General features: G+C 30.0%; 15 protein-coding genes. 14 read left to right on the top strand and 1 reads right to left on the bottom strand.

Translation table 11 applies throughout. The annotated features are described in order from the left end of the window. The first annotated feature begins 358 nt into the window (after window positions 1-358). The 11 genes from CDLVIII_RS23570 (at window position 359) to CDLVIII_RS23520 (ending at window position 15,914) form a co-directional block, all read left to right on the top strand. A complete protein-coding gene (locus tag CDLVIII_RS23570; protein ID WP_242836035.1) occupies window positions 359-2,026 on the top strand; it encodes a ribonuclease J in 1,668 nt (555 codons plus the stop codon). A 238-nt stretch (window positions 2,027-2,264) separates the two neighbouring features. After that, complete coding sequence (locus CDLVIII_RS23565) at window positions 2,265-3,446, top strand: DegT/DnrJ/EryC1/StrS aminotransferase family protein (RefSeq protein ID WP_009171985.1); 1,182 nt, start codon at window positions 2,265-2,267, stop codon at window positions 3,444-3,446. A 240-nt stretch (window positions 3,447-3,686) separates the two neighbouring features. Continuing rightward, a complete protein-coding gene (locus CDLVIII_RS23560; protein WP_009171984.1) occupies window positions 3,687-4,847 on the top strand; it encodes a methyltransferase domain-containing protein in 1,161 nt (386 codons plus the stop codon). Window positions 4,848-4,941: 94 nt separating this feature from the next. Then, window positions 4,942-6,141 carry a DegT/DnrJ/EryC1/StrS family aminotransferase gene (locus CDLVIII_RS23555; RefSeq protein ID WP_009171983.1) on the top strand — a complete coding sequence of 400 codons (1,200 nt, stop codon included), beginning with the start codon at window positions 4,942-4,944 and terminating at the stop codon, window positions 6,139-6,141. Between the two features lie 221 nt (window positions 6,142-6,362). After that, window positions 6,363-7,550 (top strand): class I SAM-dependent rRNA methyltransferase, encoded by a 1,188-nt coding sequence (locus CDLVIII_RS23550; protein ID WP_009171982.1) that lies wholly within the window; start codon window positions 6,363-6,365, stop codon window positions 7,548-7,550. A 199-nt stretch (window positions 7,551-7,749) separates the two neighbouring features. After that, the gene (locus CDLVIII_RS23545; RefSeq protein WP_009171981.1) at window positions 7,750-8,199 is read left to right on the top strand and encodes an Hsp20/alpha crystallin family protein; all 450 of its coding nucleotides are present in this window, start codon (window positions 7,750-7,752) and stop codon (window positions 8,197-8,199) included. Window positions 8,200-8,419: 220 nt separating this feature from the next. Further along, window positions 8,420-8,755: a rubredoxin-like domain-containing protein gene (locus CDLVIII_RS23540; RefSeq protein ID WP_009171980.1), complete on the top strand. Its 336-nt coding sequence runs from the start codon at window positions 8,420-8,422 to the stop codon at window positions 8,753-8,755. A 348-nt stretch (window positions 8,756-9,103) separates the two neighbouring features. Then, window positions 9,104-11,626: a dynamin family protein gene (locus CDLVIII_RS23535; RefSeq protein ID WP_009171979.1), complete on the top strand. Its 2,523-nt coding sequence runs from the start codon at window positions 9,104-9,106 to the stop codon at window positions 11,624-11,626. 1 nt (window position 11,627) lies between these two features. Next, entirely contained in the window at window positions 11,628-12,320 is a 693-nt protein-coding gene (locus CDLVIII_RS23530) for a hypothetical protein (RefSeq protein ID WP_009171978.1), read from the top strand. Window positions 12,321-12,323: 3 nt separating this feature from the next. Then, entirely contained in the window at window positions 12,324-14,093 is a 1,770-nt protein-coding gene (locus CDLVIII_RS23525) for a dynamin family protein (RefSeq protein WP_009171977.1), read from the top strand. A 3-nt stretch (window positions 14,094-14,096) separates the two neighbouring features. Beyond that, on the top strand, window positions 14,097-15,914 hold the full coding sequence (locus tag CDLVIII_RS23520; protein ID WP_009171976.1) for a dynamin family protein: 1,818 nt from the start codon (window positions 14,097-14,099) through the stop codon (window positions 15,912-15,914). Between the two features lie 493 nt (window positions 15,915-16,407). On the opposite strand, the gene alr is transcribed toward CDLVIII_RS23520, so the two are convergent. Beyond that, window positions 16,408-17,571 (bottom strand): alanine racemase, encoded by a 1,164-nt coding sequence (gene alr / locus CDLVIII_RS23515; RefSeq protein WP_009171975.1) that lies wholly within the window; start codon window positions 17,569-17,571, stop codon window positions 16,408-16,410. A 557-nt stretch (window positions 17,572-18,128) separates the two neighbouring features. Between alr and CDLVIII_RS23510 the strand changes: the two genes are divergently transcribed. From CDLVIII_RS23510 to CDLVIII_RS23500, 3 genes are all read left to right on the top strand, one after another. Beyond that, a complete protein-coding gene (locus CDLVIII_RS23510) occupies window positions 18,129-18,617 on the top strand; it encodes an NAD(P)H-dependent oxidoreductase subunit E (RefSeq protein WP_009171974.1) in 489 nt (162 codons plus the stop codon). Next, complete coding sequence (gene nuoF / locus CDLVIII_RS23505) at window positions 18,607-20,487, top strand: NADH-quinone oxidoreductase subunit NuoF (protein WP_009171973.1); 1,881 nt, start codon at window positions 18,607-18,609, stop codon at window positions 20,485-20,487. Before CDLVIII_RS23510 ends, nuoF begins: the two co-directional genes overlap by 11 nt. Window positions 20,488-20,566: 79 nt before the next feature. After that, window positions 20,567-22,267 (top strand): [FeFe] hydrogenase, group A, encoded by a 1,701-nt coding sequence (locus tag CDLVIII_RS23500; protein WP_009171972.1) that lies wholly within the window; start codon window positions 20,567-20,569, stop codon window positions 22,265-22,267. The last annotated feature ends 199 nt before the right edge of the window (window positions 22,268-22,466 follow it).

Raw genomic sequence — 22,466 nt, 5'->3', positions numbered from 1 at the left:
TTGCAATAATAAAATTATAATTAGGATGTCTATACGCTACGTAAATATCTAAATGTTAAATGTAGAAAATTAATTGCAACAAATATATGTAAATTAGCATATATTTTTATGTAATGTACAATGTATAATTAAGAATTAATTTATGTGGTTAGAACTACAGAATAAAGAAATCCTTAACTATAAGTTGTGCATTAAATTTTTTGCTTTATGTATACTTTTTATATCAATTAATACTCATATATTTAAAATTATTTGTAAATACTTAATTTAAGGTACAATTAAAAAAACATAAATATTGAGGGGTGGTAAAGTGGAGAGTAATGAAGCTGGTAAGAAGACTAAGAATAAAAATAAAAAGGTGAAGAAGAAAGTAGATCCATTAAAAATAATACCATTAGGTGGTCTTGGTGAGATTGGGAAGAACATGACGGCGTTTGAATATAAGGATGAAATAATAGTTATAGACTGTGGGTTAGCGTTTCCAGATGAAGATCTTTATGGAATTGATATCGTAATTCCAGATGTAACATATTTAATAAAGAATAAGGATAAAGTAAAGGGGATTTTTATTACTCATGGTCATGAAGATCATATAGGTGGCTTACCATATGTACTTAAGCAGATTAATATCCCTGTATATGGCACAAAGATTTCACTTGGATTAATTGAAGTAAAATTAAAGGAACATACTATGCTTAGTGATTGTACGTTAAACATGGTAGAACCAGGGGAATTAATAAAATTAGATCAATTTAAAATTGAATATATTAGAAATAATCATAGCATACCTGATAGCTGTTCTATTGCGTTGCATACACCAGTAGGTGTTGTTGTTCACAGTGGGGATTTCAAAGTTGATTTTACACCGGTTGATGAAAAAATTATGGATCTACAAAGATATGCACAATTGGGTAAAAAAGGAGTACTGCTTCTAATGGCTGATAGCACTAATGCTCTCCATAAAGGGTATACAATGTCAGAAAAAACTGTAGGTGAAACACTGCAGAACCTTTTTGGTAAAGCAACAGGCAGGATAATAGTATCAACATTTGCATCAAATATTCACAGATTACAGCAAATTGCTGATTGTGCAATGAAGCATGACAGAAAAATAGCCTTTAGCGGAAGGGGCATGGAAAATATATCAGAAGTAGCAATTTCTCTTGGGTATTTGGTTATTCCAGAAGATATGATAATAAGCCTTGATGAGTTAAAAAACTATCCAGATGATAAGCTAACTATTGTTACAACAGGAAGTCAAGGTGAATCAATGGCTGCACTTACAAGAATAGCAGCATCAACACATAGACAGATACAGATACAAGAAGGAGATATGGTTATTATTTCAGCAACTCCAATACCAGGAAATGAAAAAGCCGTATCAAATGTAGTAAATGATTTGATAGAGAAAGGTGCTAATGTTATTTATAAATCAATAGAAGATATACATGTTTCAGGTCATGCTTGTGAGCAAGAATTAAGATTAATTGAGGCTTTATTGAAGCCTAAATTTTTTATACCAGTTCATGGTGAATATAAGCATTTAATTACACATGTTAAAATAGCACAAAGTATGGGAGTTGAAAAGGAAAATACATTTATCTTAGAAAATGGTGATGTTCTTGAATTAACAAAGAATAAAGGAGAAGTGACAGGTAAAGCACCATTTGGAAGAGTGCTTGTAGATGGAATGGGAGTCGGGGATGTTGGAAACATGGTGCTTAGGGATAGGAAAAACTTGGCTGAAAATGGAATAATAACAGTGGTTGTAGCCATAGATAGAAGAAATAAACTAATCATATCAGGACCAGACATAGTTTCGAGAGGCTTTGTATATGTTAGAAATTCTGAAGAGTTAATAGAAGAAGTAAGAAAAATAGTAACTAACGTTGTGGAAAAGTGTTTAGAAAAAAACATAACTCAATGGGCAGAAATTAAAAATAGTATACGAAGAGAAGTCGATAATTTTGTGTATACAAAGATGAAGAGAAAACCTATGATTTTACCTGTAATCGTTGATTTATAATAAAAGTATAATAGTGAAGCATAAATAAAAACCACAATTTTCTAGTAGGAAAAATAGTTTTAGAGAAAATATACTAGAAAAGCGTGGTTTATTTATTATAAGTTTAACTTGACTCTAACCTAAGGGTGGAGTTTATAATGTAATTAATAAGAGTATATTATTAAGTTTTTATGAGATTATTAAAAATACTCTAATTGAACTTTAAAATTTTTGTTTAATTTAAGAGAGGATGAATTACATGAAAAAAATACCATTTTCACCACCTGATATAACAGAAGAAGAAATAGAAGCTGTAGCTGATGTTCTTAGATCAGGGTGGATTACATCAGGACCAAAGCTTGCGGAGTTTGAAGAAGGAATTCAAAATTATTTAAAAGTTAATAAAGCATTAGCGTTAAATAGTGCAACAGCAGCAGAGGAGTTAGTACTTAAAGTCTTTGATTTTAAAGAAGGAGATGAAGTAATAACAACTCCATATACTTATACTGCAACTTCAAGTGCTGCAATCCATAGAGGTATTAAGCCTATATATGTAGATGTCAAGAAAGATACGTTTATGTTAGATATAGATAAGGTAGCTGAAAAGATTACAGCTAAGACAAGAGCTATTATTCCAGTTGATATAGCTGGTTACCCATTTGATTATGATGCTTTAAAGAAGGTACTTAAAGATATGAATCGTGAAGATATTATGATAATCTGCGACTCAGCTCACTCATTTGGAGCTAAATATAAGGGAGAACCAGTTGGATCTCAGGCAGATTTTCATTCATTCTCATTCCATGCAGTTAAAAACTTAACTACAGGAGAAGGTGGAGCTGTTACTTTTAATGATAATCATTTTGGAGACCATGATGATTTACTTAAATACATGAGATTTACTGCTATGCATGGTCAATCAAAAGATGCATTAAGCAAACTTAAAGCTGGTGCTTGGGAATATGATATTATAAATGATGGACTTAAGTGTAATTTGACAGATATAGGAGCTGCAATTGGTCTAGTTCAGCTTAAGAGATATGAAGGAATGCTTGAAAAGAGAAGACAAATTTTTAAGACATATTCAGATATTCTAGGCAAAGAAGATTTTTCAATAATTCCAGTTACAAAGGATGATAACGGAACTGAAACATCATATCACTTATATCTTTATAGAGTTAAAGGGTTCAATGAAGAAAAGAGAAATGCAGCAATTCAAAAATTAGCTGAAATGGGAATAGCGACTAATGTTCACTATAAACCATTACCAATGATGACACTTTATAAAAACCTTGGATATGATATTAAAAACTATCCAAATGCTTATGCACAATATGAAAATGAAATCACTCTTCCAGTATATACGACTTTATCACTTGAAGATGCGAAATATATAGCTGAAGAAACTGTGAAAGTTATTAAGGAATTATTAAGAAAATAACAAATTGATTTCTTTCATATACCTAAAGAAGTACTATAATAAAAATAGAGGCCTACAATTTATTGATTACTAATAAGTTGTAGGCATTATTTTAAGTTAAGAGTTAAAAGATTGTTGACTCTACCCTGAGGTAGGGGATTACAATAAATTTGAGATATAGTATTCAAAAAATAGAAAATAAATATGCTAGTATATTTGAACTGCTATTTTCGTTTGCATGCCTAAAGAGGAGGGATGATTTTGAAGATTGGTGAATTTGCTAAGAGATCAGGAGTAACAGTAAAAACATTACTTCATTATGATAAAATTGGACTTCTAAAACCATCACAGAAAACTGATGCAGGATATAGGATTTACTGTGAAGATGACTTCTTAAAACTTCAACAGATTACAACTTTAAAATTTATTGGGTTATCGCTTAGTGAAATAGGTCATATTTTACATGAAAGCGGAGAAAATCTAGAAAATATGATAAGCATTCAGAAAAAAGCCTTAGAAGAGAAAAAGAAGCACATTGATGCAGTTATAGCTGTTTTTAATAAAGCTAAAAATACAGCAAAGAAAAATGGATTTTTAGACGCCAGTAACTTAATTGATATTATAAAGATAACTAATATTGAAAGTGTTGTTAGAGAGCAATATAAAAGCGATAAGAATCTCAATATTAGAAATGATCTTCACAGCTATAATATCAATAAGGTAGATTTTGACAAGTGGTGTTTTAATCAAATTAACTTTAGAAAAAATGCAAAAGTCTTAGAGGTTGGATGTGGAACAGGAAAACTGTGGTATAAGAATAAAGAAAATATAGATGAAAGTTTAGATATTACATTATCTGACTTCTCAAAAGGTATGCTAAAGAGTACAAAAGATAAATTAAAAGATTTAGAGCACAATTTTAAGTATGAAGAAATCAATGTTGAAGATATTCCTTATGAAGACCAAAGTTTTGATATCGTAATTGCTAGGCACATGATTTATTTTGCACCGAATATAGAAAAAGCCATATCTGAAATTAAAAGGGTTTTAGTTCCAGGTGGCAGGGCTTACATTACGGTTAATTCCTGCGAAACCATGGCTGAATTAAATAAGCTTGCAGAAAAATTTGATTCAAGCCTAGGCATTGATAATAACGGGTATTCAGCTAGATTTGAATTAGAAAATGGAGAGCCGATTATCAGAAAATATTTTGAGAAGGTTGATATAGAAATATTAGAAGGAAAGATTATAGTAGATAATCCGGAACCAGTAGTTTCATATAAAGCCTCAACAATTCAAGGAAGTTCCATACTTATTGGGGAAAAGAAGAAAGAGTTTACAAGGTACTTAGAGGGATATATTAAAGAAAAGGGCGACATTTCTATAACTACGAAAATATGCATGTTTAAGGTAGCAAAATAGGAAAATAAGAAGTGATTAAGTAAAAAAGTAAGCCATGGAAAAATAGTTTTTATTATGTGAAGAAATCAGTGGCAAATAAAAAGGAGAAAGAAAAATGAACATTCCATTAGTTGATTTAAAGGCACAATATAAAGAAATTGAAAAAGAAGTTGTAGAGGCTGTAAGCAGAGTGCTTTCATCTGCAAGTTATATTATGGGAAATGAAGTATTAGAATTTGAAAAAGAGTTTGCAGAATATATAGGAGTTAAGCATGCAATATCAGTTGGAAATGGAACTGATGCATTAGTTATAGCACTTATGGCATGTGGTGTTGGAGAAGGTGATGAAGTTATAACTACACCTTTTACATTTTTTTCAACAGCAGAAAGCATTTCATTTGTAGGTGCAACACCTGTGTTTGTGGATGTGGAAAAGGATACTTATAATATAGATCCATCAAAAATTGAAGAGAAAATTACTGAAAAAACAAAGGCAATTATGCCAGTTCATATTTTTGGACAACCTGCAAAGATGGATGAAATAAGAAAAATAGCAAAAACGCACAATTTGAAAATAATAGAAGATGCAGCTCAAGCTGTTGGCGCTGAATATAAAGGGAAAAAAGTTGGAACTATAGGAGATGTAGGGTGTTTCTCATTCTTTCCAACTAAAAACCTAGGGTGTGCAGGAGATGGTGGAATCATAACAACCTCTGATGATGATATAGCAACTATTGCAAGAGCACTTAGAACTCATGGCAGTGGCGAAAATGGTCAAAAGGCTTATAATTTATTAAATGGAATAAGTGAAAATATTAAATCGTCAGAAGAACATGATGATACAGTGTACAATCCATTAAAATATTATAATTATCTAATTGGATTCAATTCAAGATTAGATACAATTCAAGCAGCAATTTTAAGAATAAAATTACATTCTATAGATAACTGGAACAAAGCAAGAAGAAAAAATGCTAAAGCTTATGATGAAAAATTAAAAGAAACAGATCTAACTTTACCGGTCATAATAGCAGAAGGTAAATCAGCATATAATATGTATGTAGTGCAAGCTGAAAATAGAGAAGAAGTTATTAATAAGTTAAAAGAAAAAGGGGTAAATACAGGGGTGTATTATCCAGTACCAATGCATTTACAGAAGGTATATAAAGACCTTGAATATAAAGAAGGTGATTTACCTGTAGCTGAATACTTATCACATAGAACCTTCGCAATACCAGTTTTTCCAGAATTAAGTCTGGAACAGAAAAATTATATAATTGATACATTAAAAGATATTACGTTAAATAACAAATAAATATGTAACTTCGGCAAGCTGCCACAAAAGCTTAATTTCAGTGGATAATTATTTTATTTATAAGTATAGTTTATATGTTGGATATCTATATGATATAATTATCTAGCATTAAAAAGTAAACCATTTTACAAATACTAACGTGTCTGGTATTTGTTTTGCTTTAAGTTTTATTTTAGATGCATGAATAAAATAGTTTTGATTATGCATTAGGAAGGATACATATGAAAGAAACAATAATTACAGTAAAAAAAGAATTTATTAATAAATATAAAAAAGGATATCCATTAATTTTAGAAGAAGCATTAGAAATTACAAAAGATTTAAAAGAGGAAGGACAAATAATAACTCTTATAGATGAAAAGAAAGCCTTTTTAGGAAAAGGGTATTATGGAAAGCAAAATAAGGGCTGCGGCTGGATTTTAAGTAACAGTAAAAATAGTAATTTGGATTATAAATTTTTTTATGATAAGCTTAGAAATGCATTTTCTAAAAGGATGAAGTTTTATCATTCAAAAGATACTACTGCATTTAGAGTGTTTAACGGTGAAGGCGATGGAATTGGAGGTCTTACTATTGACTACTTTGATGAATATTATCTTATAACCTGGTATAGTAGAGGAATATATGCATTTAAAGATAATATATTTAAAGCTATAAAAGCATTAGTATCTTTTGAGGGAATATATGAAAAGAAGCGCTTTGAAGAGAATGGTATGGTTGTAGATGAAGATAGCTATGTATATGGGAGGAAAGCACCAGAACCTCTTATAGTTAAAGAAAACAATGTGAATTTTGCAATTTATTTAAATGATGGTGCCATGGTTGGCGTATTTTTAGATCAAAAGGAAGTAAGAAAAGCTATTAAAGAAAAATATTCTAGAAACAAAAGAGTATTAAATACTTTTTCATATACAGGAGCTTTTTCTATGGCAGCAGCAAAAGGTGGAGCTATTACTACAAGTGTTGATTTGGCAAGCAGAAGTTTAGAAAAAACAACTGAAAATTTTACTATAAATAATATTGATCCTCAGAAGCATGAAATAATAGTTCAAGATGTTTTTCTTTACTTTAAACATGCCAAAAAGGAAAAACTAAAGTTTGATGTAGTTATTCTTGATCCGCCGAGCTTTGCAACATCAAAAGATAATAAGTTTAGTGCTGCAAGAGACTATAAAGATTTAGTAAAAACAGTTATAGAAATAACAGAAGATGAAGGCATGATTGTGGCTTCAACAAATTGTGCAACCTTTAATATGGAGAAATTTAAAAGGTTTATACATGAAGCATTTAAGGAATCAAATAGGAATTATGAAATTATAGAAGAGCATAATCTTCCGGAAGATTTCGCAACTACAGAGAAATTCCCAGAAGGAAATTATCTGAAGGTTGTGTTTGTTAAAATACATTAAATATAAGAAATTCGAAGAAATAGTTAGCATTAGCTAGCTATTTTTTTATAGTGAAATTGTAAGCTATAAGAACAAAAAAATAAATATTTTATAGACTTTGACCTTCTTTGACTTTAAAAGTATAATTAACTTGTAAAAACAAAGGATACAAAATAATAAGAGAAAATAATAAATTTTAAAACTTTAAGGAGGGTTTAATATGTTTGGATTGATACCTTTTAAAACTAACAGAGTAGATAGAAAAGGAGGTGCATTTGAAGATTTTTTTGATGGCTTCTTTAATGATGAGTTTTTCTCACCAATGAATTTAGGCTTTGGAAATAATCAAAAATTCAATGCAGATATAAGAGAAACTCAAAATGAATATTTGGTATCTGCAGAGCTACCAGGTGTTAAAAAGGAAGACATTGATCTTGAATATAGAGATAATACATTAATTATTTCAGCAAAGAGAAATGAAGAAATCAATGAAGAAAAAGATAATTACATTAGAAGAGAAAGAACTTATGGACAGATTTCAAGAGCTCTTCGTGTAGACAATGTTGATAAATCAAGAATTTCAGCAAGATTTGAAAATGGAGAGTTACAAATTATTTTACCTAAATTAAATGAAGCTATTAAAGAGAGCGATAAAATTTTAATTCAATAAGACAAAATACAAAACTCCAGCTTACAATGTTATATTTCAAGCTGGAGTTTTATATTTTATATTGATTTATTAAATAATGGTTATTATTTAATAAAAATAATTGAATTTTTTGATAGTTAGGAGTATTATATAAATATACAAAAAAGTTTTTTGTATACTTATATGTTAATAATAATTAAGAATAGAAAGTTATATTATTTTTGGAGGGAGAGAATTAGTTATGAAGAAGTTATTTAAATGCAGTGTATGTGGATATATAAGTGAAGGAGAAACAGCACCTGAGAAATGTCCAAAATGTCATGCTGGAGCAGAGAAATTTGAGGAATTAAGCAGTGAAGCTGCTGAAAAAGTATATCGTTCAGATAAAACAAATGGAATTCATATGGAAATAATAACTTTAGCTGAAAAAATAATAGCTCTTAGTGAAGAAGGTATAGAAGATAATCTGGATCCTAAATGTCTTGCAGCTTTTAAGCAAGCGAAAGATGAGGCTTGGATAATAAAACAAAGATCAAAGACTGAACTTGCAGGGCACATGAGCCTAGGTAAATGGTAATAAGTAGTGTAAGATTTCACAGTTAACAAAAATGCTCTATAAGAAGATATAGCAGAGAGATATATCTATTATAGAGCATTTTTTTTATTCTTTAGGAATTTATAATAAATTTAAATCTGTGGATAACTATTATAAAGGGCTATTTTACTATAGCTAAATAGTTTAAAAAGAATAAAAAATAATCATATTCGCCTGCCAGATTTTCCCCATATGCGTTCGGAAAGGCAGATGCGTAAAAAAATACGAAATTTTGATTATAAAGTAAGTATTTGCTTAGATAACTGATTATAATTATGTTAATATATATATAAGAGATTGAAAATATCCAGAATAAGTATGAGGGGTTCTATGGAAAAAAGTAGTTATATATTAAATACAATTCAGGAAATAGTTAAAGTCTTAGGGGAAAATGAGTATAGACAAAAAAGATATAATAGTGATATAGAGTGGTTTAAAGAAAGGGAAAGAATTTATAATAGCAATATAATAAGAATTGCTATTATGGGAGTGACAAGCAGTGGAAAATCAACTCTAGTAAATACACTTTTAGGTGAAAAAATTCTACCTATGGCAATTAGACCAAGTTCTAGTATTATAATCACAGCAGCTAAGGGCGAAAAAAGACAGGCAACTGTTTATTTTAAAGATAAGGAACCAAAGATATTAGAAGGCACTTATTTAACTCAGGATAATATAAGTAAGTATGCAGATGAAGAAAATAATTCAAATAATAAATATAATGTGACTCAAATAGATATTACAACACCTTATTATAAGCTGGATGATAATATACATATAATAGATAGTCCAGGCTTAGATGCGTGGAATTTAGAAAATCATGAAAAACTAACGTTAGAAGTATTGCTCCCAACAATAGATATCTGTATATTTTTAACTACAGTAAAGGCTAGTAGTGATGGCACAAATGCAGAGAAAATTAAAATTATAAGCGAAAAAGGAAAACAAATAGTTCTAGTACAAAATATGATAGATTCAATCGAAGAGAAAATTGGAAAAGATGGAATAGTAGAAGAAGATAAAACTACCATTTTAAAAAAGCATAGAGACAGAGCTAAAAAGCTTTTAAAAGAGGTAATTAAAGCTGAAGAAAATTTAGAGATAGTTCAAATATCAGCACTTAACGGATTAAAAGGAATTGTAGGTAAAGATGAAATCTTGTATAAAAGGTCTAATATGGAAGCTTTTATTGAGGTTATAAGAAATTGTGTTATGCGAGAAGCTCCTAAGCTTGAATATGAGAGGGCTTTGAGTATTAAGGAGAAAATTAATAGTATAGTTAATACAGATAAAGAGATAATAAACGGAAATGATTTAGAAGGTATAGAAGAATTAATTAAGATAAAAAGCAATGATATAGATAAACTTTTAAGTGATTTTGAAGGTGCACAGGAAAAAATATATCTAAAAATTAGAGAAATCGAAAAGATAATTTCAGAAACTATTGCGGAAATCACAGAGTTACCATCAGAGAGTGTGGATGATTATTTAGGTATAGTGGATAAAATTAATAATAAGAAGCTGTATATTGAAAGCGACATATTAAATATAGTTAAAGATTATGAAGAGACAAAAAGAGAGACATACAATTTGCTAAATTTAGATATAAGATTTTCATATTTTCTGCCAAGTATCGAAAGTAAAAACATAGAAATTAAACATAAATATGAAGAAAGAACTATGTTATTTAAAAAAGACGGAGTATTAAACAAAGGGAAAAGATTATTATCAAATATATTTGATAAAGAGTGGGGATATAAGGAAGTTGGATATGACGAGCAAATAATAGATAAAGAGGCTACAATACAAAAAGCACAAAAAATATGCGATAAAAATAAAATTAAATATATGGATATATTAAAAGAATGGAGCACTCAATACAGAAAATCCATAGATATGTTTTATGATGAAGTAAATAAAAGAGAAAAAGAATATGAAGAAAAGAAAAATCAAAATATAGAAATTTATGATATAGATGACACAAGTAAAAGATTGAGTCTGATTAGAGACAAGCTTTTAACTTTAGAAGGTGACGTTCAGTATGAAATAGAAGTTACAAGTCATGAGTATGAGAGAAAAAGTACACTATATTATATTTCAAAAGCTCAATATAATTTCTATCTGTTAAGTAATAAAGTAATAGAGAATAATTACTTACTAGTCGGAAACTATGTAAGAAGAAAAGGTTTATCAAATAATGATCAGAATATTAGAGATGTTTTTTGGACATGGGAAATAGATTCATGCAGGGATTTTATATTAAGGATATATGGAATTTATTTAAATGAACAAGAATGCAATGAGATAAGAAACAATGGAATATATTATTTTGATAATGTAGTAATTATTCATGAATTAAGCCAATGGAATTTTAACGTTCAGGAAAAGTTGAGAGCAATAAAAGATAAAAAGTGCAATGTGTATTTAATTTTTAATGGGATTCAAATTGGAAATTCTAAAAAAAATATTTTAGAGAGCAGAAATTTAAGTTATTTCTTTAATAATAATGATAATTTATTTGTAAATTTAGTTATAGATTCATGTAGAGAATTTATAAATGCAAATAATGTTCAGGAACTTTTATTAGAAGTAAATAATTTAAAAAATACTATTATAAATAGATTCTATAAAGCTAATATGGGATATATATTAATTAATTCTAAAAATCCAATATATAATATGGCACTAATAGAAAGTCAGGAAAAACATAATTTTTTGATTAGCGATTATAAGATTATAAAAGAAAAATTGTTTGAAAATACTTTATCTAGAGGGAAAGAAGAAAAGGAAACTTTAGAAGCAATTTTAAGTTACTTTTTGAATATCCCTAAATATGAAGGAGTAGAAAAATAGTATGGAAGAAAAATCAATCTTAATTCAAAGTGATGAAGTTACAAAAAATATGATGAGTGAAATACAAGAAGATATGAATAATATACTTTCAAAGATATCTAAAAATATGTCTGAAGAAGTAATAGAGAAATTAAGACCGATTGAAAAGAAGATAAGTGATTTAAAGATGAATTTTCAAGAATTCCAAGAAGACGATTTTGAAGAAAAGCTGGATGAATTGAATGACAGTATATCAAAAACAACGAAATCTATGGAGAGCACAATAGCAGCAATAATTAATAAAAGCGTTGCAGAGCAAAATAAAGTAATGTTTGAAGCTATTGAGGAAAGACTTGCGATTTTAGGGCTTAAAGTAGTAAAAGATGCTGCGGCTAATAAGGAAGCCATTTTAAATAAAATAGATGATATTAAGGTGGAAAAAGTTGAAGAAAAAGTGGACGCATTAGAAAAAGCCATTGATGAAAAAGTTGAACTGTTAGGGAAGTCGATGGGGGAAAATAGTGATAATAATGCAGATTTAATTTTAGGAAAAATAAAGCTTATTGATAATAAGATTAAAGATAAGGATATTATAGTAGAACTCATAAGTAAATTTGAAGATGAACTTAATGAAAGAATAAATGACATACAGGAAGAAGTAGAATGGGGAAATAAATCATTTTTTGCTAGGCTTTTTGGGAAGAGGAGAAGATAAATAATGGCATATGTGAATTTAATTGAAGATGAAAGATTTTATAGCTTATTAGAAAAATATCTTAATAATGAAAACCAAAGTATTGATTACAAGAAATATTTTCAGCACTTTGTTGAAAATTTAAATAAAAAAGAAATTGTAGTTCCAGTCTTGGGAATTCAAGGTGCAGGTAAAAGCAGTTTCTTAAATTCTATTTTAATGGAGGATAATGTATTACCTACTGATGTTGATGAAACAACTTGTGTTCCAGTTGAAATTAAATATGGAGAAGATGCTGATGAAGCTGAAATATATTATTTAAATGGAAACAAGGAGAGCATACATGTAAGAGATTTGGAGAAGTATGTACATAATGATTATAATGCAGCAAATAGTCTTAAGGTATCTAGAATAGTATTACATAATAAAAGTGATATATTAAAAGATAATATTGTTCTTGTAGACTTACCTGGTGTTGGGAGTTTGACGCCACAAAACCAAAGAACTACTCTAGAATATATAGATAAGTTAGCAGCAGGAATCTTCATGATTAGAACAAACCCACCAATTACAAGAACAGAAAAGAATTTCATAAATGCTTTATGGCCAAAATTATCTAATACTATCTTTGTTCAAAATAAGTGGAATGATGAGAGCGTGGAAGATGCAAATGAGGCAAAAGAGCATAATGAAGGGGTACTTTATAGCATTAGCTACGCACATGATGAAAAAGATATAAATGTAAACATAGTAAATGTTTATGAGGCTGTTAAAGGTAAGTTTACTAAGGATGAAACAGCATATAATAATTCAGGTATAACTAAAGTAATAGAAGAAATAAAGAATATCTCAAAAGAATATAATGAAGATTTGATGAAGACTTTAAAGCAAAGAATTTATGAGTCTATGAAGAACATTAATGATAAAATAGAAAGCTATAAAATCTTAGCTCTAAATCAGGAGAAGCAAAATGCAGAAGAAAAGGAAGAAAAAATACAAGAAATAAAAAACATCCTTTCAGCAAATAAAAAGAAAATAAGAAGCTGTAGATCTTATGCAGATAATGAGATGGAAAGTATTATAGAAGACTCTTCAAAGATAATAAAAGAAAATATTGAAGATTTAAGAGTGGATTTAAGAAGAATCATCAATAAAGGAATAGTTGATGGAAATAGGCTAAGTTTAATATACAAGGAAAGTTCTGATAAAGCAATAAATGATATAATGGATGAAATTCTTAGAAGAATCGGTATCTTTATAAGAAACATCAATAATGAATTTGAAAATATTAAGATAAAAGGTTTTGATGGAACATATGAAAATATATCGTTCTTTAATAAAAAGAGTTCGATTAAATATGAAAAAGCTCTGCCAACGGTATTTGGATTATCAAGTGGAGTAATTGGAACTATAGGTGCAGTAGGAACATTAGGAGGGCCAGCAGGAATTCTTGTAGGACTTGGAATAAGCTTAGCATTTTCTCTAATAGGAGACAACATGCGAAAGAGAATTATTGAAAATAGAGCTAATTACACTCTAAAAGATTTAGAGCCAATGATAGAAGATTTAGAAAAATACTTAAAGGAAGAAATCATTGGTGACTTAATGGCAAAGCAAGAAGAAATAGATGAAGCAATAAGAAACTTAAGAGATAGTTTAGAAAGAACCTTTAAAGATGATATTGAAAATATAGAGAAAAGATATGAAGCAAATTATAGCGAAAAGCAGGTACTAGAATTTGAAGAAGATCTAAAGGTATTAAAGGAATTAATAGAAGAATATAAGGAGAATTAATATATGGACATTTTTAAAAGCTGCATAGATAGGCAAAAGAGAATAGATAAGGTTGTTGACATTATTAAAAATGATGGTATTAGAGTTCAAAATCTGTTAGTAAAAGATAGAATAATTAATCCATCCCATTATATTGTCATGCTAGGAGAGACAAGCTCTGGAAAAAGTGCTTTAATAAATACATTATTTGATAAAAAGATACTAGCTGAAAGTGTTAAACCAACAACAGGTATAGTTACAGAAGTTGTTGTTGATGGAAATTCAGAAGAAACTTTAGTAGCTATAAATAATGATTTAAGCATAGAGATTTTAGATAATGATAAATTTTCAACACTTACTTTAAATCCACATGATAATATAAATAGGTTAAGATATATTGGCGCATGTAAAAACGAGAAATATAATGGCATGAGAATTTTTGATACTCCAGGATATGGATCATTAATTGAAAGACATGAGGAAATATTAAAGGAATTTATACCTGAAAGTGATTTTATAGTATATGTAGTTTCATACAGAACTGGAATTGGAGATGATGATTTTCAATTTTTAAAATATGTTGGAGAAATAATAAATAATAATGTAGAAGTTGTTCTAGCTATAAACATGTGTCCACAGGATATTAATGAAGAAAATAAAAGAGTTTGTGAAATAGCTAAAGGTGTAAGTGAATGTCTACATAAAGAAATTAAAATGTTCTTAATTGAAAGTAATAGCGATAAAAATCCGGTTGCAGATAAACTTTGGGATTATATTCATGAAAGCATTAATGAACCTAGTAAATTAGAAGAACTTTCAGAAACATTGAAAAGTTATCAAGATTATATATTGCGTGAATGTGATATAAAAATTAATTCTAGAATTGCAGAAATAGAGAATGAAAAGGAAGATACTCAAGAGAGAGTTAAAGTCATAAAGGAATTTATAGATAAAAAAGAAAATATATTAAATGCAGTAGAAGAGGGCTTTGCTAAAATAAAGTTAAAAACTGTAAGACTTATAGGAAAATCAGATATAAAGATTAAAGAAGAAATATGTAAGTATATATATGATGAAAGCAAATGGTCAATGAAAGAAGAAACCTTTGGACTTATGCAGAATTATTATGTTCCAAGGCTTACCAATAAAGAGACTGATATTTTGAATAATTATATTGAAGATGAGGTTGTTAGTTTAGATAGAATAGTTGATATTATGCTGAATTCAGAAATTACCAAGTTAAAAGAAAATGTTAATAGTAAAATGCCATCTTATAGTGAAGTGGTAGAAGGAGTTATAGAAAAACATGCAGGTGGCAGCGTGGAAAAAGCAACAGGAGAAATATTTAGAAAAGCGTATAAGGGTAATTCGGAAGAGCTTGAAAATGGTTATATAGGGAGCAAAAACTTGAAAAAGCTCTCAAACACTTTAGAAAAATCAGGTCAAGGATATAAAAATAGTAACTTAAATCATATTCTAAAAACAATAAGAGCGACATCTTTAAAAGGAATAACAGAATCATTAAGCGTATTTACAGATTCAATATTCTTCTTATATGATTCTTTGACTTGGCAGAAAAAGATAGAGGAAATATCAATGAATGCCATAGATAAATGGGCAAATGATGTGGAAAACGCTATAAGAAAGTATCTTGATGAGTTAAAGGAAATTAATAAAGAGGAAATATTAGCTTTATTTAATGAATTAAACGAAGAGTTCAGTCAAAGAAAAGAAGAGCTTAAAAATATAAGTTTAGAAGAACTAGTGAGATTAAAAAAGGAAATAGAATTTCTATTGTACAAATGTTTACTTATAACTTTAAAAAAATCAGGTGAATCTTAAAATATTGTAGGTTGAGTCGTAGAGGAATTTTGACATATATGCATGTAGTCCTTTAATTTCTCCATCTGAAGCAAAATATTCAGAGATTAATACATCTGAATATTTATAAGGAGAATATAACAGTTCTTTTACTGATAAATAAATTAATAATGAGACTTATAAAATAAAAATGCATATATGTTTGATAGAACTTATATAGAGAATAATCATCCATTTAAGTTGAACTTTTGTGTGTATCTATACTAGAAATCATATACATTTTTGTGAAGCAGGCATTTGAAATTGAGCTGCTGAAAGTTATTAATGGGAGCTCGTTCCATTTATTGCTTGTCACGAACTTGTTTCGGGAACATGCGGAAATGGATGCGAGCTCCCATTTAGAACTTTCCAGCGAAAATTTCATAAGTCCTGTGGAATAAAAATGTATGTGATTTCGGTAAGTTACCACACAAGTTTAAAACAAAAGTTGTTTATATATAATTTTAGATGTGCTCTAGAGATAATTTCGCACGTTGAATATTTTACCATCTTTTATGTAAACTCTAGGTATTCTGTATTTAAGCATACAAAGTATCTCGTAATTAATTGTTCCCATAATTTCTGCAAAATCGTCCGCGTTGAATTTTAAATTTTCTTGCTCACCAAGAATTATCACTTCATCTCCAACTTTCACATTTCCTCCAATATCAGTAACATCTATCATACATTGGTCCATGCAGATTCTGCCGACAATAGGTGCAAATTTTCCATTGATAATAACTTTGGCTTTTTTAGCTAATAATCTAGAATATCCATCCGCATATCCTATAGGCAATGTTGCTATTAGACTTTTTCTTTCAGTTTTGAAGGTATTTCCATAGCTTACATACATTCCTTCATCCATTTCTTGAACACGAGTTATTGTTGCTTTTAGTGTTAAAGCTGGCTTTAAAGAAAGATTTTCTTTTTTTACTTCATTAGAGGGATAATAGCCATAAAGGATAATTCCGGCCCTTACTGCATCTAAGTAAGTTTCAGGCATATCCATTATTGCACCGCTATTTGAGACATGTTTTAAAGGAATATCTATTCCAGCTTCTGCAAGCCTGTCATTAAAATTTATGAATTTATTAAATTGCTCATGTGTATAGTCTTTATTTTCTTCATCAGAAGTGGAGAAATGCGTGAATATTCCAATAACATCTAAACCTTTGAGAGAGCATATTTCCACAACTGCAGCTATTGCTTTTTCAGTTGGAAGAAATCCAATTCGTCCCATACCAGTGTCTAAAGCAATATGAATTTTAGCTTTTTTATTAAGATTCAAAGCTTTTTTAGATAATTCCTTTGCATAATCTAAATCATAAACTGTCTGTTCTAAATCATATTTTATTAATTCTTCACCTAAATATAATGGAGTATAACCAAGTATCATAATAGGAGCTTTAATATTATGATTTCTAAGTTCAATTCCCTCAGTTAATACGGCAACAGCGAGTCTAGAGGCTCCATTCTCGAGTAAGGTTGGAACCACATCTAAACATCCATGTCCATAACAGTCAGCTTTAACAACTGCAATTACATCTTTATTTTTAACTAAATTCTTTATATTTTTCATATTATGAGCAATTGCATCTAAATTTATTTCTGCATACACAGGTCTAAGTATTTTTTCCATTTATCTAACCTCTCAATTATTTGCTTAAATTTCTATTTAATTAATTTCATGTATCTAAAATACATTAGTGATAATAAATTTTACAATATATACATTGTAATAAAGTTAGAATGAAAAAAAAAGAACCACTAATATTAGAATTTGCATATGTGGTGGTTTTTGCTTTATTTGCAATATTTTTAAGGCACATGAAGTAAAGCATATTGGTAGATGGACTTGTTATTTCTTTGACTGCAACTGAATGGACAAAATAAAATGATAACACAGAAGCTTAAGGAAGCTACATTTTCATAAAATAGGTGTAATATCTTTTGGATTTTTATGTAATAAATGTTAAAAAGTAAAGGAGAAAATGATTTCATGTAGAATATTAAATAAATGTGGTTTAATTAATAAAACCTTATTGGAATTAAAGGACAAGCATATGAAAATACAAAAGGAATAACGTTTTAGATAATATAGATAGATGAGAACTTTGATGAAAATCATGACTTGTTAGAGTCTTGATATAAAAAGGGGTATATGCCTAATTTTTCAGTATAGGAAGGTGAAAAATAATGCTAAATCAAGATGAAAAGAAAAAGTTGGATGATATTTTAATTTCTAATGATTTTAACAAAGCATCAATTATTACTATTATGCAGGAAGTTCAAAAAGAATATCGATATCTTCCAGAGGAGGTGCTATGCTATGTTGCAGAAAAGCTTAAAATTAGCGAAGCTAAAGTATATAGTGTAGCAACTTTTTATGAAAACTTTTCGTTAGAACCAAAGGGAAAATATGTAGTAAAAATTTGCAATGGAACAGCATGTCATGTGAGAAAGTCAGTACCAATATTAAATGAATTTAGAAGTGAATTAGGGCTTTCTGAAAGTAAGGTTACAACAGACGATATGAATTTCACAGTAGAAACTGTATCTTGTCTTGGAGCATGCGGACTAGCTCCAGTTTGCACAGTGAATGACGTAGTATATCCATCAATGACACCAGAGAAGGCAAAGGATATAATCAAGCAATTAAAGGAGGAGATAGCTAATGAAAATTAAAACAAGAGAAGAATTAAATGCTGTAACATCAAAGTTTAAATTATCATTAGACAGCCAGTATAAACAGATATTAGTATGTGCAGGAACTGGGTGTGTGGCAGGTGGTTCATTAGATATTTACAAAAGATTGCATGAAATAATAGAAGAAAAGGGTCTCAAGGTTACTTTGGAGTTACAAGAAGAACCACATGGTGACATGATAGGGTTAAAGAAAAGCGGATGTCATGGATTTTGTGAAATGGGACCATTACTAAGAATTGAACCAATGGGATGGCTATATATAAAGGTAAAAATAGACGATTGTGAAGAAATTATTGAAAAAAGTATTATTTCAGATGAAGTAGTAGAGAGGTTAACCTATAAAGAAGGTAATAAATGTTATAGTAAACAGGAAGAAATTCCATTTTATGAAAAGCAGACTCGTGTAGCTTTGGAAAATTGTGGGCATATTAATGCAGAGTCAATTGAAGAATATTTAGCCGTTGGTGGATATAATGCTACGGCTAAAGCTCTTTTTGACATGACTTCCGAGGAAATAGTGAAGGAAATATCAGAATCTTATCTCAGAGGAAGAGGTGGAGGAGGATTTCCTACAGGCAAGAAGTGGGAACAGGTATTAAAGCAGACTGAGAGTGAAAAGTATATAGTGTGTAATGGTGATGAAGGTGACCCAGGCGCATTTATGGATAGAAGCATGATGGAAGGTAATCCACATGGTGTGATTGAAGGAATGATAATAGCAGGTATTGCGACTAAGGCACATCATGGATACATTTATGTTCGTGCAGAATATCCACTTGCAGTTAAGAGGTTACGAATAGCTATAAATCAAGCTATTGAAAAAGGGCTTTTAGGTGAAAATATTTTAAATTCCGGATTTGATTTTGATTTGCATATAAATCAAGGAGCAGGAGCATTTGTATGTGGTGAGGGTAGTGCGTTAACTGCTTCAATTGAAGGAAGTCGTGGTATGCCAAGGGTAAAACCACCAAGAACTGTAGAACAAGGTCTGTTTGGAAAGCCAACAGTACTTAACAATGTTGAAACCTTTTGTAATGTTCCACAGATAATTAATAAAGGTGCTGAGTGGTATAAGACTATGGGTACCGAAAATAACTATGGAACTAAAGCTTTTGCCCTTACTGGAAATGTTAATAATACAGGTCTTATAGAAGTACCAATGGGAACGACTTTAAGAAAGGTAATCTTTGATATTGGAGGAGGAGTTAAGGATGGAGAATTCAAGGCAGTACAAATTGGTGGCCCATCTGGCGGATGTCTTTGCCTTCATGCACAGCATCTTGACTTACCTTTAGATTTTGATTCTTTAAAGAAAGTTGGTGCTATGATTGGCAGCGGCGGCTTAGTTGTTATGAACGATAAGAATTGCATGGTAGAGATGGCGCGTTTCTTTATGAAATTTACTCAAAATGAATCTTGTGGTAAATGTATACCATGTAGAGAGGGTACAAAGAGAATGTTGGAATTACTCAATGAAATAGTAGAAGGCAGAGGAACATTAGAACACATTGATATGCTAGAGGAATTATGCGAGACAATTTCTGATACTGCACTTTGTGGACTTGGAAAGAGCGCAGCATTCCCTGTCAGGAGTACTTTAAAGTACTTTAGGGATGAATATATTGCTCACGTTGTAGATAAGAAATGCCCTGGCGGAGTGTGTAAAGCATTAATGTCCTATGAAATTGACAAAGAGAAATGTAGAGGATGTTCAAAATGTGCTAGGATGTGCCCAGTACAAGCTATTTCTGGAGAGATAAAGAGCCCTTATACCATTGATAAAACAAAATGTATTAAGTGCGGCAGTTGTATAGAAGGGTGTGCTTTTAAAGCAATTAAAATAGTTTAAGCATATCTTCTTATATTAATTTCCTTCACGCTTTTGCATTAAAGAGAAATATATAATAACGGAAAGGATGATAATAACTATGTCAAAATATATGATAATTGATGGTGAAAGGGTAGAGTTTGATAATGAAAAAAATATTTTAGATTTAGTCAAGAAAGCTGGTATTGATCTACCAACACTTTGTTACTATTCGGATTTATCAATTTATGGGGCTTGCAGAATGTGTGTTGTTGAAGATGAAAGAGGCAGCATTATAGCATCTTGCTCAACTCCCCCAAAGGACAAGATGATAATTAAGACTAACACACCTAAGCTTCATAAGCATAGAAAGATGATTTTGGAATTATTGCTTGCTGCTCACTGTAGAGATTGTACTGTATGTGAGAAGAATGGTAAATGTAAACTTCAAAAATTGGCATTACGTTTTGGTATTACAAACATTCGTTTCAAGAGTAGTGAGGTAAAAGCAGAAATTGATATGTCGTCAAAAGCAATTGTCCGTGATCCAGGCAAGTGCATCTTATGCGGTGATTGCGTTAGAATGTGCAATGAAATACAAAATGTAGGTGCAATTGATTTTGCACATAGAGGTTCTGATATGGTTGTAAGTCCAGCCTTCGGAAAGAAATTAAGTGAAACAAATTGTGTAAACTGTGGACAATGTGCCACTGTGTGTCCTACAGGTGCAATTATTATTAAGAGTGATGTTAAGAATGTTTGGAAAGCTATATTTAATCCTAAACAGAGAGTAGTCGCACAGGTTGCACCAGCAGTAAGAGTAGCCTTAGGTGAAGAATTTGGAATGAAATTTGGCAAAAATGTAATGGGAAAAATCGTTGCAGCTATGAGAAGGGTAGGCTTTGATGATATTTATGACACTTCTTTAAGTGCAGATCTTACTGTTATTGAAGAATCTAAGGAATTTTTAGAAAAGTTAGAAATAGGTGATAATAAACTTCCTTTATTTACTTCTTGCTGCCCAGCGTGGGTTAGATATGTGGAAACAAAGCATCCAGAGTTATTACCATACGTATCCAGCTGTAAATCTCCGATGCAGATGTTTGGTTCTGTTATTAAGGAATACTTTAAGGAGAAAGATGTAGAGGAAGGTAAAGAAACTATATCTGTAGCAGTCATGCCTTGTACCGCTAAGAAAGCAGAAGCATCCAGAGATGAATTCATAAGAAATGGAATTCAAGATGTGGATTATGTAATAACTACAACAGAATTAAGTGCCATGATTAAAGAAATTGGTATTAAGTTTGATGAAATGGAAGCAGAATCTCTGGATGCACCATTTTCTCTATATTCAGGTGCTGGTGCGATATTCGGTGTTACTGGCGGAGTAACAGAGGCAGTTATTCGTAATGTTGTTAGTGATAAAACTTCTAGCGCTTTAAACGAAATAGAATTTATAGGAGTCCGCGGTATGGAAGGAATAAAAGTCTGTGAACTTTCTGTAGGGGATAAGAATCTACGTATCGGAATTGCAAGTGGACTTAATAATGTAGAAACTTTGATTGAAAAAGTAGGAAGCGGAGAAGAGAAGTTTGATTTTATAGAAGTTATGGCATGCCCAGGTGGATGCATATGCGGAGCAGGACAACCATTCATTCTAGGTGAAGATAAGATTCAAAGAGCAAGAGGATTATATAAAGTAGATAAGGTGGCTCAAATTAAGAGAAGTGAAGAAAATCCTATAGTTAAATCTTTATATAAAGGGCTATTAAGAGAACGATCAAAAGAGCTATTACATGTTCATTATATGAATGGTAGGTAGTAGGTAAGAAAAAATTCTATGCAAATTAAGGATATCTGATTTTCTAGAAATTAAAAATGGCTAATGTAGTAATTTATTGTTTCATAAAGAAAAGTTATGCTTCAGTTTAGTAGCTAAAGAAGTATAACTTTTTTTATTTAAGAGGGATATTAAAAATACATTTACAATAGGAAAATATTATTATATACTTTTCATAAGT

Source organism: Clostridium sp. DL-VIII (genome assembly GCF_000230835.1).
Lineage (GTDB): Bacteria > Bacillota > Clostridia > Clostridiales > Clostridiaceae > Clostridium.
This window is presented reverse-complemented; position numbering and strand designations above follow the sequence as displayed.

Bases quoted from the DNA above. Each gene is read 5' to 3' on its own strand.
- CDLVIII_RS23565 (WP_009171985.1), top strand. From the start codon at position 2,265: ATGAAAAAAATACCATTTTCACCACCTGATATAACAGAAGAAGAAATA.
- CDLVIII_RS23555 (WP_009171983.1), top strand. From the start codon at position 4,942: ATGAACATTCCATTAGTTGATTTAAAGGCACAATATAAAGAAATTGAA.
- CDLVIII_RS23550 (WP_009171982.1), top strand. From the start codon at position 6,363: ATGAAAGAAACAATAATTACAGTAAAAAAAGAATTTATTAATAAATAT.
- CDLVIII_RS23545 (WP_009171981.1), top strand. From the start codon at position 7,750: ATGTTTGGATTGATACCTTTTAAAACTAACAGAGTAGATAGAAAAGGA.
- CDLVIII_RS23540 (WP_009171980.1), top strand. From the start codon at position 8,420: ATGAAGAAGTTATTTAAATGCAGTGTATGTGGATATATAAGTGAAGGA.
- CDLVIII_RS23535 (WP_009171979.1), top strand. From the start codon at position 9,104: ATGGAAAAAAGTAGTTATATATTAAATACAATTCAGGAAATAGTTAAA.
- CDLVIII_RS23530 (WP_009171978.1), top strand. From the start codon at position 11,628: ATGGAAGAAAAATCAATCTTAATTCAAAGTGATGAAGTTACAAAAAAT.
- CDLVIII_RS23525 (WP_009171977.1), top strand. From the start codon at position 12,324: ATGGCATATGTGAATTTAATTGAAGATGAAAGATTTTATAGCTTATTA.
- CDLVIII_RS23520 (WP_009171976.1), top strand. From the start codon at position 14,097: ATGGACATTTTTAAAAGCTGCATAGATAGGCAAAAGAGAATAGATAAG.
- alr (WP_009171975.1), bottom strand. From the start codon at position 17,571: ATGGAAAAAATACTTAGACCTGTGTATGCAGAAATAAATTTAGATGCA.
- CDLVIII_RS23510 (WP_009171974.1), top strand. From the start codon at position 18,129: ATGCTAAATCAAGATGAAAAGAAAAAGTTGGATGATATTTTAATTTCT.
- nuoF (WP_009171973.1), top strand. From the start codon at position 18,607: ATGAAAATTAAAACAAGAGAAGAATTAAATGCTGTAACATCAAAGTTT.
- CDLVIII_RS23500 (WP_009171972.1), top strand. From the start codon at position 20,567: ATGTCAAAATATATGATAATTGATGGTGAAAGGGTAGAGTTTGATAAT.